The following is a 14,763-nucleotide window of genomic DNA, read 5'->3' as shown; positions in this document are numbered from 1 at the left end:
TCCTTCTTTGGTTCTGACAATTCACTAAAGGTTTGGATTAAGGGGCTCCAGGGGCTCCAGTTCAGGGGCAATCCCGACGCACAGCCAGGCGGTGATCTGACGGGCCATGGTTTCCTGGTCGGGTTTGCCGGGCGACTCCGGCGTGGCAAGCCACTGCTCGCCGGCGTTCCGGACGAGGCCGATCGCCGCGGTGGGCCAATAGCCGACCACGGCTTCCCTGCCGGTGCCCAGGTGTGCACGCATGGGCCGGGCGATCATGTCACGGACTTCTTCGAAGAAATGGCCCAGCGCGCCAGTCGCCGCCATGCCCCCGGTGGCTGTTCCTGGTTCTCCTGCCGAGTACGTCGTGACGAACGTGTAGACGTTAGGGCTGGTTTCCGCCATTTGCAGGTAGGCGGACACCATGGCGAGAAGCCCTTCCCGGGGCGTCTGGGCGCCCTGGACGGCTTCCTGGATGCGGCGTTGCATCTGGCTTATCACCACCTCGCCGACAGCCTGCTGCAGCCCGGCCTTATCGCCGAAATAGCGGTAGAACACGGACTTGGACGTGCCGGCTACGGCGGCGATGTCCTCCATGGATGCGTCGCTGCCCAAAGCATGGACTGCCTTGCGCGCAGACTTGATGAGTTCGCGGCGGCGCTCCTCCCGGTGGGACTGCCAGCGGGCGGCGCGTCCGTCGATTACGGAGCCACCCTCGGCGGAGCTGCCTGGAGCGCCGGCGCCACGGGAGTTGCCAGCCAGGGCATCGTCAGGGTCAGCGGGGAGGATGTTCACGATACCCAGCGTATCAGGTACGCTGGGTATCGGTAATCAGCGTTGAGCAAAAGGAGACAGCACATGTCCTTTAACGGACAGTCCGCCACCGGACCCGAGGAATCATCCACCGTCCCTGCAGCCGCATCCGGCGGAGGCCTGCTGCGCAAGGCCGTGGTGGTGGGCGGAAACCGTATTCCGTTTGCCCGGACCGGGGGTGCGTACACCAAGTCCTCAAACCAGGACATGCTGACTGCAGCGCTCAACGGCCTGATCGCCCGTTTCGGCCTCGCGGATGAACGCATCGGCGAGGTTGCCGCAGGTGCTGTCCTCAAGCACTCCCGCGATTTCAACCTCACCCGCGAGGCGGTGCTGGGTTCGGCCCTCTCCGCGGAAACCCCTGCCTACGACCTCCAGCAGGCGTGTGCCACGGGACTCGAAACTGTGCTCGGCCTCGCAAACAAGATCAAGCTCGGACAGATCGATTCGGCCATTGCCGGTGGAGTCGACTCGGCGTCCGACGCGCCCATCGCCGTCAGCGAGGGCCTGCGCGAGATTCTGCTGGACCTCAACCGCGCCAAGACCCTGCCCCAGCGCCTAAAGGTCCTGGGCCGCCTTCGCCCCAAGGACCTCGCACCCGACGCACCCAATACAGGGGAGCCCCGGACGGGCCTTTCCATGGGTGAACACCAGGCCCTCACCACAGCGCAGTGGAAGATTACCCGTGAGGCCCAGGATGAGTTGGCCTACAACAGCCACCGCAACCTGGCAGCCGCCTACGATGCCGGCTTCTTCGACGATCTGCTCACGCCGTACCGCGGACTGACCCGGGACTCGAATCTCCGCGCCGACACAACACTTGAAAAACTGTCCACGCTCAAGCCCGTTTTCGGTAAGAATCTGGGCGCCGAGGCGACCATGACAGCCGGCAACTCCACCCCGCTCACTGATGGCGCGTCCACCGTGCTGCTCGCCTCGGAGGAATGGGCGGACGCCCACGAACTTCCCAAGCTCGCGACGGTCGTGGACGGCGAGGCGGCCGCCGTCGACTTCGTCCACGGCAAGGACGGACTGCTGATGGCGCCGGCCTTCGCGGTACCCCGCCTGCTCGCCCGCAACGGACTGACGCTGGATGACATCGACTTCTTCGAGATCCATGAAGCATTCGCCGGTACAGTCCTCAGCACCCTGGCCGCCTGGGAAGATGAAGAATTCGGCCGCACACGCCTTGGCCTGGACGGAGCGCTGGGCAGCATCGACCGGTCCAAGCTGAACGTGAACGGTTCCTCGCTGGCGGCGGGGCACCCCTTTGCCGCGACCGGGGGTCGGATCGTGGCCACGCTGGCCAAGATGCTTCACGAGAAGGGCAAGGTGAACGGTCGTCCGGCCCGCGGCCTGATTTCCATTTGCGCTGCCGGCGGCCAAGGGGTCGTCGCCATTCTTGAAGCATCCTAGGGGGCTGGCGTGACGGACAAGTACACACAATTCGTATCCCGTGGCATCGGCAGGGACGTTGCCAGGAAGCTGGGGTTGCCGCAGCCAGTGGTGCTCAGGCGCTACCAGCCGGGCCAGCCCCTTGTCGGAGGACCGGTCCTGGTCCAGGGCGCCGGCGCCGGCGCCGACGAACTCGCGGCCGCCCTCCTGTCCTGGGACCTGGACGTGCGGAGGCATGCGGTGCCGCGGGAGAAGCTGGGCGCCATCATCCTGGTGCTGGATGAACTGGCCCACCCTGAAGAACTTGAAAGGCCGGTCCTTTCGGCGGCAGCTTCCGTCCGGGACCTGGCACCAAACGCCCGCGTGGTGACAGTGTCCCGCACGCCGGCGAGTGCGCCGGGGCCCGCCTCCGCAGCAGCGCGCCAGGGAGTTGACGGCCTGCTTCGGTCCCTGGCCAAGGAGCTGCGTGCCGGCGCCACCGCCAACGGCATCGTTCTGGCGGACGGTGTGACCACCACAAGTCCCAGTTGCCTCGGAGCCCTGCGTTTCTTCCTGTCCGGCCGGTCAGCCTTTGTCGACGGCCAGTCCCTCACAGTCACCACGGGGGAAGGGCGTCTGCCCGCCGATCCCGAAAAGCCGCTTGCCGGCAAGGTGGCCGTCGTGACCGGGGCCGCACGGGGTATCGGCGCGGCCATTGCCCGCGCGCTCCACCGGGACGGTGCCACCCTGGTGGTCGTCGATATCCCCGCAGCCGGAGACCACCTTGCCGCCGTAGCGAATGCGGTCCACGGGACGGCGCTGCAACTGGACATCAGCAGGGAGGATGCCGGGCAGCGGATCATCGAGCATGCGGTGGGCAGGCACGGTCGACTGGACATCGTGATCCATAACGCGGGAATCACCCGGGACAAGCTCCTGGCCAACATGGACCAGGACCGCTGGAATTCCGTCCTTGCCGTGAACATCGCAGCCCAGTTGCGCATCAATGAGGCGCTGCTGGCGTCCGAGCACTTCCGGGACTCCCCGCGGATTGTTTCCGTCGCATCCACCAGCGGCATCGCTGGCAACCGCGGCCAAACCAACTACGCGGCGTCCAAAGGCGGGGTCATTGGAATGGTGCGTGCCACAGCACCCCTGCTCGCGGAGCGCCACGGATCAATCAACGCCGTGGCGCCGGGCTTTATTGAAACCGAGATGACTGCCCGTATCCCCCTTGCAACACGGGAGGTAGCCCGGCGCTTGAATTCCCTGCAGCAAGGAGGGCGGCCCGATGATGTTGCCGAGGCCATCGCCTTCCTTGCAAGCGACGCCGCGGGCGGCATTACGGGCGAGGTGCTGCGGGTGTGCGGCCAGAATCTGGTGGGCGCATGACCGGTTCCCAGCCCGTAATCCTCGGGGACATGCCGTCGCTGTCCAAGCTCTATGTCAATGCCGCGGCCACCGCTGCCAGACGCCGGGTGCTCGGTACCGACGCGGGGATCTCGCTACCTTCCTGCGGACACGAGGTCAGGGGAGTGGTGGCCGACGTAGGCAACCTCACCGCCTTCCAGCACCTGGTGGGTGAGACGGCGAGCGACGCACTGCCTGCAGGCTTCATTCACGCCCTGGCGTTTCCGGTGTCAATGAGCGTGATGAACCGTGACGACTTCCCGCTGCCGCTGCTGGGAATGGTGCACCTGACAAACAAGGTGGAACAGCACGGAACCATCCTGTTCACCGAGGCGCTGGACATTACGTCCTGGGCCGAGAACCTGCGCGGACACCGTGCCGGCACGCAGGTCGACATTGTGGCGGAGGTCCGGCGAACCGGCGACGCCGGGGTCCGCTGGAAGGGAACCTCCACGTATCTGGCCAAAGGTGTCTTCCTGCCGGGAATCGACAAGCCTTCGGTTCCTGCCCCGCCCGCAACGTTCTCGGCGCCGGACCCTACGGCACTGTGGCAGTTGGGTGTTGACACCGGCAGGGCCTATGCCGCCGTGTCCGGGGACTTCAACCCCATCCACCTCAGCGTCCTTTCGGCGAAAGCCCTGGGCATGCGGCGTTCCATAGCGCATGGCATGTATCTCGCCTCGCGGGCGCTGGCCGACGTTGGCGCCGTGAAGGGGGATGCCTTCAGCTGGGAGGTGGCCTTCGAAGCGCCGGTGTTCCTTCCGGCGCGCGTGGCGTTGGACATCAGTTCGGTCCATGCCCCTTCGGGGGCCTGGCACCACTCAGACTACGCCGCGTGGAATCCGCGGTCCGGCCGGAGGCACTTCAGCGGGAGTGTCACGGCGCTCTAGCGCTGCCGCGCGAAGTACTGGAAATCACGACGTCGGAGGTCACCTCGGGGGAGCTCCGGCGTCGTGACTTCATCCGGTTCGGTCGGGCGAGGGTCAGGACTGACCGGCCGTGACCACCCTGAGAATCCGGTGCAGGTTCAGCACGATTGATTCCGCGGCGCTGGGAGCATCAGGATTGACATCATCCGATGCCATCCGGTCGGCCAGGGCGTCGACGGCAGCAGTTGCGGCCGCGATCAGTTCGTTCTGCCGGTCAGGGTGCTCGTCCTCCATGGACCTCAGGACCTCGCTAACCGCGGCCAACGCGTCAGCCAGCGGCTCGCTATAGGGAAGCGGAATGACGAACGGAACGTCCTCGTCCCAGATGACATCTGCAAGCACTTCGGTCATGTCCTGGATGTGGAAAGTCACCCTCTCGAGGCCCCTGAGGTCCTTGAAATCCCGGTCCAGATCGTGCGGGTGGAGCCGGCGCCGCGGGTTGACCTGCCTGCTGGCGTCGGCCTTCTGGACGGCGGCCCGGACAGCACGGGCTGATTTTGCGAGCTCCTCCGATCGCACGGCCCAATCCTCGTGCTCGGGCGGCCAGGTTTCCCTCATGGCTTCACCCATGTCGGAGAGCTGCTTGGCGAGCGCCCACCGGAGTTCGGCGAGGCTGAGTGCAGCGGCTTTGAAATGCAGGGGCGGGAAGACCAGCATGTTGACGGTGATCCCCACCAGGACTCCTACACCCATTTGCAAGAGGTAGCCGAAGGAGAAGTCGTCCGGGTTGTTGCCGCCCACCAGGAGGACCAGGAGCGCCGCCGTCGGAATCCAGTCGCGCCCGGCCCCAAGCCGCGGCAGCCCGGCAAGCAGGACACCCAACCCCATGACAATCGCCACCGTGACCGGCGAAGGGTCGGTGACGCTCACCAGCAGGAAGGCAAGGCCAATGCCGATACCGAGCCCCACGAGCGTCTGCGCGCCTTGTTTAACGGAGCCGGACACGTTTTCGTACATCGCAACGAGGGCACCGAGCGGGGCGTAGTAGGGATACTGGGCTGCAGCACCGGGCATCAGGGGTGCAATAAGGAATGCCAGGCCGGCGGCAAGTCCTGCCTTGGCGGCCAACTGCAGGCGGGGTCCCGCTACCGCTACGGCCACGCTGTCCGTCACGGACTGCCGTATCTTGCCCACCCGCGACGGGGCGGCCTCGTCCTGCTGTTTTGTATTTACCATTTGGGCCCACCATAAAGGTGCATGGAAGATGCTACAAATGGACAAACCTACTCACGGGTAAGCATCGGCCGGCTTCGCCCTCGCGGCGGAGGACGCGGCCTGCCGTGCCGCGTGTGCCAGCCGGTGGGCCCGGCCCGGTGTCCTGCCTTCCTCCTGCGTCCCCGGAATGTAGCCGAAAGCCAGGTCATAGGAGGGGTCGGCAAAGCCCAGCGCGGCATTGGCACCCTCGTGGCCGAACGCCCGATGACTGCCGAAGTTCCTGCTGGGGTGCGGCTTCATGAAAACCACCGCGAAGGCGTTGTCGAGTCCGGAGGTGCGGTCCAGCCCCCACACCTGCTCTTCGGACATGGTCCTGGTGGTTTCCGGTGCCAGGAATGCCGGACCACCGTCAACGCCCGTGGTGGCTGCGGCATACAGCCGGGCCAGGCCTTCTGCTGATCCCACACCTCCCGCGCTGCTCATGCCGTGCTTGCGAATGACACGGTGGTTGGGAAGTTCCATGACTGTGCTCACCGCAGCGTTACCGTTGAGCCCCTCGAGTCCCAGCGGGTCCAGCCACGGCTGGCCGGCATCGACGGCGTACAGCACGTCCCGGTAGCGGGACTCCTGGTCCTCGGGCAGCCCCAGGAAGAAATCGATGCCGAACGGCCGCCGGATGCGGGAACCGTACAAGTCCTGCAGGGCGTTACCGGAGACGCGGCGGCAGAGTTCCTCCATGATGATGCCGATGGTGAGGGCGTGGTACCCGAACGTGGCTCCGGGCCGCCACAGCGGTGCCGTGGCGGCGATCTTCCGCGCTGCGTCCGCCGTCGTAAATTCACTGAGTGCCAGGCCGCCTTCCACACCCAGCAGCCCTGCGCGGTGGGAGAGCGCCTGCCGTACGGTGATCTCCCCTTTTCCGTTGGCGGCGAACTCCGGCCAGTAGTGAGCCACGGTACGGTCAAGGTTCAGCAATCCGTCCTGGACCAGGAGGGCGATGACGAAGGCAGCCACGCCTTTGGAGCAGGAGTAGGCGCCCGTGATCGAATCCTTTGCCAAGTGCGGGCCTCCGCTAAGGTCCACCACCTTCGTGCCCGAACGGTAGACGGAGACCTGGGCGCTGTACTGCGCGTCGTTCCTGAGGAACGAATCAAACAGGTCCCTGACCGCTTGGAATTCGGGCACGGTAAAACCGGACGAAAGTGGCATGGGACAAGACTAACGGCGTGCGGATGACGGCGGCGGTCAGCCTGCGCCGTGTCCCGTGGCAACTTCCTCGCCGCGGCGGACGGGGCCGGGTGCGGTGCCGACTCCGAAGGGGCGGCCCCCCAATGACTCCCGGCCGTGCGCGGTCAGCCAACCGGAGACGTCCGGCCCCTGCGGAACGATCCCGGTGGGGTTGATGTCCTCGTGGACGATGTAGTAGTGCTGCTTGATCTGCACGAAATCGATGGTGTCACCGAAGCCGGGCGTCTGGAACAGATCCCGGGCATAGGCCCACAGTGCGGGCATCTCGCTCAATTTTTGTCGGTTGCACTTGAAGTGGCCGTGGTAAACGGCGTCGAACCGGACCAATGTGGTGAACAACCGGACATCGGCTTCCGTAATCGTGTCTCCCACGAGGTACCGCCGGCCGCTAAGGCGCTCCTCCAGCCAGTCCAGGGCGGTCCAAAGGCGGGCGTACGCAGTGTTGTAGGCGTCCTGTGAACCGGCGAAACCGCAGCGGTAGACACCGTTGTTCACTTCGGTAAACACCCTTTTGTTGACTTCGTCAATCTCCCCCCGGAGGTGCGCAGGATAGAGTTCCGGGGCGCCCGGCCGGTGGAATGCCGTCCACTCAGTGGAGAAGTCCAGTGTTATTTGCGGGAAATTGTTGGTGACAACGGCGCCCGACGGTACGTCCACGATCGCCGGAACGGTGATCCCCCGGGGATAGCCGGGGAACCTCCGGAAATAGGCGTCCTGGATCCGTTCGATGCCGAGGACCGGATCGACACCGCCCGCGTCCAGGTCGAAGGCCCAGGACCGTGCGTCGTGCGTGGGACCGGGCTGCCCAAGGGATATGGCATCCTCAAGACCCAGCAGCCTGCGGACGATGACAGTTCTGTTTGCCCAGGGGCAGGCACGGGCGGCGATGAGGCGGTAACGTCCCGCCTCCGCGGGCCAGCCTGGTTCTCCGTTGCGGCCCGGCTCGCCGTCCTTCGTGATCCGGTCCTCGATGTAGTTGGTGTCACGGGTAAATTCCTCACCGCCGGTCACGTAGGACCCCCTGGTGCTGAACCCTGGATCGGAGGAATGGTCGGCGGCGGGACGGGAATCGGAAGTCATGACTACACCTTATTGGCTGCCGCCCGCTGCCAGCACGTGTGCAATGGGCTGTAAGGCCACCCACCAGGAACCGCAAACGACGGCCGCGAAAAGGAGGATCCAGATGACGGCGGGCACCGAGGTGGCCCGGTAGAGGAGATGGGCGTCCGACGTGGACAGCCTGTCCCGACGCCGTAAGTGGACATTCGAGAGCTTGGCCAAATCACGGACGGCAGCAACCAGCAGCGCGAGGCCCAGTGCAATGACCACGTGGCCGGTGAAATGGGGCGGGACGAAGAGAACCAGGAGTGAACAGCAAAGGACCGCTGCAAACGTGATGAGCAAGCCCATGGCGTTGCGGATGAACAGGAACGAGCCCACCAGGATCATCGTGCCGACGGACATCGCAGCCGGTCCCCAGCCGTTGAAACCGGACCACACCATGGCGGCTCCGACAATGCCGGGCACTGGGTAGCCCCAGAACGTGGACCAGACTGCCGGGAAGCGGCCCCTGCTGTACGTGGTGGTGGTTCCGGAATGGTCCAGGCTCAGCCTGATGCCGCCAAGGCGCTGTCCGGTCATGAGGGCAGCAAACGCATGCCCCAGCTCGTGGGTGACGGTGGCCAGCAGCCCGAAATAGCGCCAGGAAGCCCGGGGGAGGGACACCACTGTTGCCAGCACGATGACTATCAGCAGTTCGGTGGCAGTCACGTCCGGGGACGGCGACTGCGAGAATCCCGAAACTATCCTTTGCCACAGTGGGCCTGCAACATCCGTCATGGCCTTGTCCCGGCGGTGCCACGTGCGTGCTCGATGCAATACGGCGTCCAGGGGCGGGCTTCCAGCCTGCCTTCGGCAATGGGCCCGCCGCAGATTTCACAGTAGCCGTAACTGCCGTCCGCAATCCGGGCCAAAGCCGCCTCGACCTGCACCAGGGTGGCACTGCTCTGCTGCAGCAACGCCGCAGCCTGCGAGAGCTCAAAAGCGATAGTCGAACCTTCAGGATCATGTTCATCGTCAACATTAGAGTTTTGGCGCGCGGCGTTCGCGGAGGTGATGTCCTCGCGAAGGGCCGGCAGCAACAGCGTCTTTAGGGTGCGCTCCGATTCCAGCAGAATCCTGAACCTCTCGACGTCGACCATAGTGTCCAAGGCTAGCCCGGTACAGGGACGGGGCCTAACAGAGTGGTCGGGCCCAAAGACCCGTTGCGCCCGGCCAGGGCGGACGTAGAGTGAAAGTGCGCTAAGCCACTTCATGCCCGGTGTGGGGCCGCCCGCCGGATGGCAGGCGCGAAAGAGCCAGGGAGGCACCATGAACCATGTGTCGAAGAAGAACCCCGCCGCAGAGGCCGAAGCCATGGAAGCGGTTGAACGGCACCATGCGAACATGCTCAGGCGCCTCACGGCGCTCGCAGCCGCGGTGACGGGTTCGGTGGAGAAGCATGACGCCCCGGCCGAGCATGACGCACACGAGGTGCTGCTGGAATGGTGCGAGAACGAACTGGTGCCGCACGCGCTCGCCGAAGAGGGCCCCTTGTATAGCGGGCCGCGGAATTCCGCCGAGGGGAGGCTCCTCGTGGAGGGCATGCTGGCAGAGCACCAGGTGATCGTCGCCCTGGTGGAGGAGCTTCGGGGCGCCCGGGGCGTGGCTGCGGCCGTAGCCGCCGGTGCGATTCAACGCATCTTTGCCCTGCACCTCGACAAGGAGAACCGGCTCCTCATGCCGTTCGTGGCGGCGTCGCCCGAGCTGTCACTGGCCGCCGCCGTGTCCGGGCTTCACGAACTGGTGGGCGAAGGGCACGCGCATTCGCAGGGAAGCGGGCATGACTAGCACCGCCTGACGAGGTTTCGGGGAAGACGCATGCGGGTTCTGCCCGTGCTGTAGCGGATGAGCCAATAGAGTAAGGCCATGGCGGATGGAACGGAACAGGAAGAAACAGCAACAACCGACGAACTGCTCCGCAAGCTGGCGACAGTCCGCGGCGTAAGCACGTCTTTCCGCGGCTGGGACGGCATGGAGCATCCCGTCGCGGCCGGCACGTTGCACAGCGTGCTTGCCGCGCTGGGGGACCGGACCGGGACACCGGAGGAGCTTCAGAGCGCCCTTCGCGACGCGGAGCTGGCTCCGTGGCGGAGACTGCTGCCGCCGTCGGTCGTTTCCAGGGAGGGCCGGGAGATCCACATTGCCGTCCACGTCCCGCACGGAACGCCGGTCAGTGTGTGGGCGGTGACGGAGGACGGCAACCGCGTGGACGCCGAGCAGCGGGATGACTGGGAAGAGCCGCGGGAGGTGGACGGAATCCTCAAAGGCCGGGCGGCTTTCGCCCTACGCGGCGATTTGCCCCTGGGCTGGCATACCCTGCACGCAGATGCTGGCGGGGAGCTGGCGGAATGCGTGCTAATCATTACGCCGGAGCGTCTGGGAACCAGCCGACGTCTGGAATCCGAACGCCACTGGGGCCTCACGGCCCAGCTGTATTCGGTCCGCTCGTCCCGGTCGTGGGGCATCGGGGATTTCTCCGACCTCGTGGACATGGCCGCGATTGCAGGAAAGGACGGCGCGGGTTTTGTCCTCGTGAACCCCCTGCACGCCGGGGAGCCCCGGCCACCCATCGAAGATTCGCCATACCTGCCCACCACCCGCCGGTTCTTCAACCCGCTCTACATCCGCGTTGAGGACGTGCCGGAGTATGCATATCTGGACCCTGCGTCCAGGGCCGCCATCGAAGCCAACGCGGAACTGCTGCACGCCGCCAACACCGCGGACGGCCTCCTGGACAGAAACGCCAGTTACCGAGCCAAACTCCAGGCGCTTGAACTCATCTTCACAGTGAGGCGCAGCCCCGCCCGGGTCCGCCTGTTTGACAACTTCTGCCAAGCGGAAGGCAAGGGCCTGGATGACTTCGCCCTGTGGTGCACGCTCGCGGAGCGGCTTCCACCCGCGGCGCCCGAATGGTCCGGTGAGGCATCGTCACCGGACACCCCGTACTGCGACACCATTCGTGAAGTACATGCGGAACGGATGGAGTTCTACCGCTGGATGCAGTGGATCTGCGACGAGCAGCTGGCCACCGCCCAGCGAACGGCACAGGGATGCGGAATGGCCATCGGCATCGTCCATGACCTGGCGGTGGGCGTTAAGACGTCCGGAGCCGACGCCTGGATGCTCCGCGGTGTACTCGCCCAGGGAGTCACCGTCGGCGCGCCGCCGGACGTTTTCAACCAGCAGGGACAGAACTGGACCCAGCCGCCGTGGCACCCCGGACAGCTGGCGGCGGCAGGCTACAAGCCATACCGGGACATGCTGAGGACAGTCCTTCGCCATGCAGGCGGTATCCGCGTTGACCACATACTGGGCCTCTTCCGCCTATGGTGGATTCCGGAAGGCGCCGGGCCTGACCAGGGCACGTACGTGTACTACGACCATGAAGCCCTCATCGGCATCCTGGCCCTTGAGGCCCAGCGGGCCGGTGCCACGGTTGTCGGCGAGGACCTTGGCGTGTTCGAACCCTGGGTCCGTGACTACCTCACGGAGCGGGGCATCCTCGGCACGTCCATTCTCTGGTTTGAACACAATGATGCGGGGCCGCTGCCGCCCGAGGAATACCGCCAACAGTGCCTGACCAGCGTCAACACCCACGACCTGCCCCCGACGGCTGGTTATCTCGCGGGGGAGCATGTCACGCTCCGCGAATCACTGGGCCTGCTCCTGCGCCCGGTTGAAGAGGAAAGGGCGGAAGCGGCAGCGGAGCAGGAGGCCGTGCTGGCCCTGGTCCGCGAACGGGGGCTTCTTGCGGATTCGTCGGCGGACGTTCAGCGCACGGTCGAGGCGCTGTACGCGTTCACCGCGCTGACGCCGTCCGCCCTGTTGGGCGTTGCATTAGTGGACGCCGTCGGGGAGACGCGCACGCAGAACCAGCCCGGGACAGACGCGGAGCACCCGAACTGGCGCATTCCGCTCGCGGGGCCTGCGGGGCCCGTACTCATTGACGACCTCCCGGAAAATGCCCGGTTCAATTCCTTGGTCGGGGTGGTCCGGGATGCGCTGAAGCCGTCCGTATAAGTGCTCCTCCCTGGGAATTCCAGGTTCGGAAAGCGCGGGTTGACTGGCGTCGGTCCCGGGGTCAGGCCCCGGTGTCCGGCGCGGGATGGGTTTCCGCGGGACCGAGGATCCGCAGTGCCTCCTGGTGCGACTCAAGTTCCCCCGGGCTCACCGCCCGGCCCTGCATAAAGCCTGCGCCGGCCAGCATCCGGCGCAGTTCCGGGAGCGTTCGCGGGGTAGTCACGCCGAGGTGCGCCATGGCGTGACAGTTAGGACACAGGGGCACGAGGTCCGTCACCGGATCCAGCCGGTAGCTGCTGTCAATCACCGAGACCGGCACGGTGTGGTGAACGTCGATGAAGTCCCTGCCGGCGTCTCCATAGGCGATTTCGAAGGAAAAACCGCAGGCCGCACAACTCGTTCCGTAGTGGGCGATGCAGGCACGTCTGGCCTCCGGATTCCGTTCGTACCGGTTCACCTCGACCTTGCTGACGGCCCACGCGGGGTAGGTCCCCGGCACCGGCAACGTGGACCCGGGAAGTGGCGGCGGTCCTTCCAGGCGCCAGAGGTCACGGATGCGGGCCTGCGCGGACGGCTCAAGGGCCTGCCCGTTGCGCACCCTGTTCCAGCGCAGCTCCGGAAGGGCGGCACTCAGCATTTCCTGCCCGATCTGGTCGCCCAGGGGCAGGAGCGAGTCGAATGCAACCATCACGGAAGGGGAAGGCGTCCCGCCGGCGGGTGCAGCAGACGGCGCAGCCCACGACTGCGCGCGGATCACCACGCCGTGCCCGAGCAGCCCGGGCCCGTGCTTTCCCTTGAGCAGCAGCCACGCGTCCCCGCCAGCGGGAACGCCGGCCGAGCGGCTAAATTGCCACTCTCCGTGAGCTTGGCCGGCGTCACTGACCTGCTCGACGACGGACGCGTAGTTCCAGCCGTTCCAGCGGTCCGGGTTCCACACCAGGAAGATGGATGTCATGCGCCCATTCTTTCAGGGCAATGGCAGGACAGACCCGCCGTTTCTCTGACGGGGCAGGTCATCCGTTGACGGTTTGAAGCCACGTCAGTGCTTCGTCCTCGTCCGTGAAGTATTCACTCGGGCAGGCCGGCAACGGCAGCCCGAGTAGTCCATGGGCGATGACGCGGTCCACGGGGGTCCTGCCCAGGATGGCGAAGGCACTGACAGTGACTGCAGCACTGTAAACACTGATCGCTTCCCGGCTGACTGAGCCCACACCTGTGATGTCCAGCAGCACCCCGCCGCGGGCGCCCCCGGTCAAGGCCAGCAGCTGCTCCCGGGTGCGGATTCCGTCCTCTTCCGTGACCCGGGCGCCGGGCCGCAGTGTGATGCGCGATACTCCCTCGCGAAGGTGGCCTACGCAGACGTTGGCCTCGGTGTTGTTTGTCATTGGTTCCCCCGGGCGGGGCAGTACTCAACGCAGCCGGCCGGCTGCAATTTCCCCGGCATTCCAGGGCCGGGAAACCTGCCCCGGCGTCAATCTAACGGGACACGGCGCTGTTGTCCACCAACCACGCGGTCCCTTCAGGACGTCATCTGCGGCGGAGGACATGATGCTCCAGCACATAATCCGCGATCGCCATCGCGGAGGTCGCGGCCGGGGAGGGGGCGTTCCGCAGAAGGGTCACCGGTCCCATCTCCTCGATCGCGAAATCGTCGAGGAGGCTCCCGTCCAGTGACCATGCCTGCGCGCGGACGCCAGCGGCGGTCTTCGCCGTCAGGTCGTCCATCTGAAGTTCGGGGATGAACCTGCGTGCCTGCCGGAAATACAGCGGCTTGATCAGGGAGGCGGCGATCTCCTGCGCGCCCATCCGCCAGTGCTTCCGGGCCAGCGCCAGGGCGCCGGGCCACATTATCGACGCAGCAGTGTCCTTAAGCGACACGTTGCTCCAGCGATAGCCCTCCCGGGCCAGGGCAGGCACCGCGTTTGGCCCCACGTGGATGGTGTCGTAGACGCCGCGGGTGAAGTGGACGCCCAGAAAGGGAAAGCTGGGGTCCGGCACAGGGTAAATCATGCCCCGGACAAAGTGTTGTTTCGCGGCTGACAAGTCCCAGTACTCTCCGCGGAAGGGGAGGATTTTGGGTGCCGGGGAAGCGCCCGCGAGTCCGGCAACGACGTCCGACTGTAGCCCGGCGCAGGCGATCAGTCGATCGAAGGTGAATTCGGCGTGGCTGGTGTTGACACGCACTTGGCCGCGTTCGGTGGTGATGGACACGGCTTCGTGGCCCAGCATGATCCGCCCGCCGGCAGACCGGATGTCCTCGGCCATGGACTCCGTGATGGCAGCAAAGTCAACGACGGCGGTATGCGGTGAGTGGAGTGCTGCCACGCCTGTGACATGGGGTTCGACGTCGCGCATCGCCTTGGCTCCGAGGCGGCGCAGCCCGGGCACGCCGTTTGCGACCGAGCGGCTTTCAATGTTCGCCAGGGCCGGAAGTTCATCCTCCGTCACGGCAACGACAAGCTTGCCCAGTTCCCGGTACGGCAGGTTCCTCTCCCGGCAGTAGTCCCGCGTGAGCGCCCGGCCGCGTTGACACAGCATTGCTTTCAGCGATCCCGGGGCGTAGTAGAGCCCAGCATGGACCACCCCGGAGTTGTGCCCCGTCTGGTGAGCGGCAACCCGCTGCTCCTTCTCCAGGACTGTGACGTCCGCCAGCCCGCGACTGCTGAGGGCGCGTGCAATCGCGATGCCGACGATGCCGCCTCCAATAATGCCTATCCGCTCAGTCATTGGTGAG

Annotated in this window: 14 protein-coding genes; 5 read left to right on the top strand and 9 right to left on the bottom strand. The window is 65.8% G+C overall.

Translation table 11 applies throughout. The annotated features are described in order from the left end of the window. Positions 1-24: 24 nt before the first annotated feature. A complete protein-coding gene (locus ACFVWT_RS07280) occupies positions 25-681 on the bottom strand; it encodes a TetR/AcrR family transcriptional regulator (protein WP_390247111.1) in 657 nt (218 codons plus the stop codon). A 156-nt stretch (positions 682-837) separates the two neighbouring features. Between ACFVWT_RS07280 and ACFVWT_RS07275 the strand changes: the two genes are divergently transcribed. The 3 genes from ACFVWT_RS07275 to ACFVWT_RS07265 are packed head-to-tail and all read left to right on the top strand — an operon-like array spanning position 838 to position 4,466. Next, positions 838-2,208, top strand: a complete 1,371-nt coding sequence (locus ACFVWT_RS07275; protein ID WP_390246527.1) for an acetyl-CoA C-acetyltransferase — start codon at positions 838-840, stop codon at positions 2,206-2,208. 9 nt (positions 2,209-2,217) lie between these two features. Then, the gene (locus ACFVWT_RS07270; protein ID WP_390246525.1) at positions 2,218-3,558 is read left to right on the top strand and encodes a 3-oxoacyl-ACP reductase; all 1,341 of its coding nucleotides are present in this window, start codon (positions 2,218-2,220) and stop codon (positions 3,556-3,558) included. Next, positions 3,555-4,466 (top strand): MaoC family dehydratase, encoded by a 912-nt coding sequence (locus ACFVWT_RS07265; RefSeq protein WP_390246523.1) that lies wholly within the window; start codon positions 3,555-3,557, stop codon positions 4,464-4,466. The genes ACFVWT_RS07270 and ACFVWT_RS07265 overlap by 4 nt, the downstream gene beginning before the upstream one ends. Positions 4,467-4,559: 93 nt before the next feature. Here the strand turns inward: ACFVWT_RS07265 and ACFVWT_RS07260 are convergent, their stop codons facing one another. From ACFVWT_RS07260 to ACFVWT_RS07240, 5 genes are read right to left on the bottom strand one after another with little or no spacing between them, the layout of a single operon-like run. Beyond that, on the bottom strand, positions 4,560-5,681 hold the full coding sequence (locus ACFVWT_RS07260) for an FUSC family protein (RefSeq protein ID WP_390246521.1): 1,122 nt from the start codon (positions 5,679-5,681) through the stop codon (positions 4,560-4,562). Positions 5,682-5,732: 51 nt separating this feature from the next. After that, a complete protein-coding gene (locus ACFVWT_RS07255; RefSeq protein WP_390246519.1) occupies positions 5,733-6,869 on the bottom strand; it encodes a serine hydrolase domain-containing protein in 1,137 nt (378 codons plus the stop codon). 36 nt (positions 6,870-6,905) lie between these two features. Further along, positions 6,906-7,988, bottom strand: a complete 1,083-nt coding sequence (locus tag ACFVWT_RS07250; protein WP_390246517.1) for a glutathione S-transferase family protein — start codon at positions 7,986-7,988, stop codon at positions 6,906-6,908. A gap of 9 nt (positions 7,989-7,997) precedes the next feature. Next, positions 7,998-8,747 (bottom strand): M50 family metallopeptidase, encoded by a 750-nt coding sequence (locus tag ACFVWT_RS07245; protein ID WP_390246515.1) that lies wholly within the window; start codon positions 8,745-8,747, stop codon positions 7,998-8,000. Then, positions 8,744-9,109: a TraR/DksA family transcriptional regulator gene (locus ACFVWT_RS07240; RefSeq protein WP_390246513.1), complete on the bottom strand. Its 366-nt coding sequence runs from the start codon at positions 9,107-9,109 to the stop codon at positions 8,744-8,746. The genes ACFVWT_RS07245 and ACFVWT_RS07240 overlap by 4 nt, the downstream gene beginning before the upstream one ends. Before the next feature lie 169 nt (positions 9,110-9,278). Here ACFVWT_RS07240 and ACFVWT_RS07235 point away from each other — a divergent pair, with 169 nt between their 5' ends. Both ACFVWT_RS07235 and malQ read left to right on the top strand, forming a co-directional pair. Continuing rightward, positions 9,279-9,797, top strand: a complete 519-nt coding sequence (locus tag ACFVWT_RS07235) for a hemerythrin domain-containing protein (RefSeq protein ID WP_390246511.1) — start codon at positions 9,279-9,281, stop codon at positions 9,795-9,797. A 78-nt stretch (positions 9,798-9,875) separates the two neighbouring features. After that, the gene (malQ, locus tag ACFVWT_RS07230) at positions 9,876-12,029 is read left to right on the top strand and encodes a 4-alpha-glucanotransferase (protein ID WP_390246509.1); all 2,154 of its coding nucleotides are present in this window, start codon (positions 9,876-9,878) and stop codon (positions 12,027-12,029) included. Between the two features lie 61 nt (positions 12,030-12,090). Here the strand turns inward: malQ and ACFVWT_RS07225 are convergent, their stop codons facing one another. The 3 genes from ACFVWT_RS07225 to lhgO form a co-directional block, all read right to left on the bottom strand. Next, a complete protein-coding gene (locus tag ACFVWT_RS07225; protein ID WP_390246507.1) occupies positions 12,091-12,984 on the bottom strand; it encodes an HNH endonuclease in 894 nt (297 codons plus the stop codon). A gap of 58 nt (positions 12,985-13,042) precedes the next feature. Next, positions 13,043-13,414, bottom strand: a complete 372-nt coding sequence (locus tag ACFVWT_RS07220) for an STAS/SEC14 domain-containing protein (RefSeq protein WP_390246505.1) — start codon at positions 13,412-13,414, stop codon at positions 13,043-13,045. A gap of 142 nt (positions 13,415-13,556) precedes the next feature. Beyond that, positions 13,557-14,756 (bottom strand): L-2-hydroxyglutarate oxidase, encoded by a 1,200-nt coding sequence (gene lhgO / locus ACFVWT_RS07215; protein WP_390246503.1) that lies wholly within the window; start codon positions 14,754-14,756, stop codon positions 13,557-13,559. Between the last annotated feature and the right edge of the window lie 7 nt (positions 14,757-14,763).

The organism is Arthrobacter sp. NPDC058288 (assembly GCF_042880995.1).
Lineage (GTDB): Bacteria > Actinomycetota > Actinomycetes > Actinomycetales > Micrococcaceae > Arthrobacter.
The sequence above is the reverse complement of the archived record's forward strand: the minus strand, read 5'-3'. Positions and strand labels throughout refer to the sequence as shown.

Bases quoted from the DNA above. Each gene is read 5' to 3' on its own strand.
- ACFVWT_RS07275 (WP_390246527.1), top strand. From the start codon at position 838: ATGTCCTTTAACGGACAGTCCGCCACCGGACCCGAGGAATCATCCACC.
- ACFVWT_RS07265 (WP_390246523.1), top strand. From the start codon at position 3,555: ATGACCGGTTCCCAGCCCGTAATCCTCGGGGACATGCCGTCGCTGTCC.
- ACFVWT_RS07260 (WP_390246521.1), bottom strand. From the start codon at position 5,681: ATGGTAAATACAAAACAGCAGGACGAGGCCGCCCCGTCGCGGGTGGGC.
- ACFVWT_RS07255 (WP_390246519.1), bottom strand. From the start codon at position 6,869: ATGCCACTTTCGTCCGGTTTTACCGTGCCCGAATTCCAAGCGGTCAGG.
- ACFVWT_RS07250 (WP_390246517.1), bottom strand. From the start codon at position 7,988: ATGACTTCCGATTCCCGTCCCGCCGCCGACCATTCCTCCGATCCAGGG.
- ACFVWT_RS07245 (WP_390246515.1), bottom strand. From the start codon at position 8,747: ATGACGGATGTTGCAGGCCCACTGTGGCAAAGGATAGTTTCGGGATTC.
- ACFVWT_RS07240 (WP_390246513.1), bottom strand. From the start codon at position 9,109: ATGGTCGACGTCGAGAGGTTCAGGATTCTGCTGGAATCGGAGCGCACC.
- ACFVWT_RS07235 (WP_390246511.1), top strand. From the start codon at position 9,279: ATGAACCATGTGTCGAAGAAGAACCCCGCCGCAGAGGCCGAAGCCATG.
- malQ (WP_390246509.1), top strand. From the start codon at position 9,876: ATGGCGGATGGAACGGAACAGGAAGAAACAGCAACAACCGACGAACTG.
- ACFVWT_RS07225 (WP_390246507.1), bottom strand. From the start codon at position 12,984: ATGACATCCATCTTCCTGGTGTGGAACCCGGACCGCTGGAACGGCTGG.
- ACFVWT_RS07220 (WP_390246505.1), bottom strand. From the start codon at position 13,414: ATGACAAACAACACCGAGGCCAACGTCTGCGTAGGCCACCTTCGCGAG.
- lhgO (WP_390246503.1), bottom strand. From the start codon at position 14,756: ATGACTGAGCGGATAGGCATTATTGGAGGCGGCATCGTCGGCATCGCG.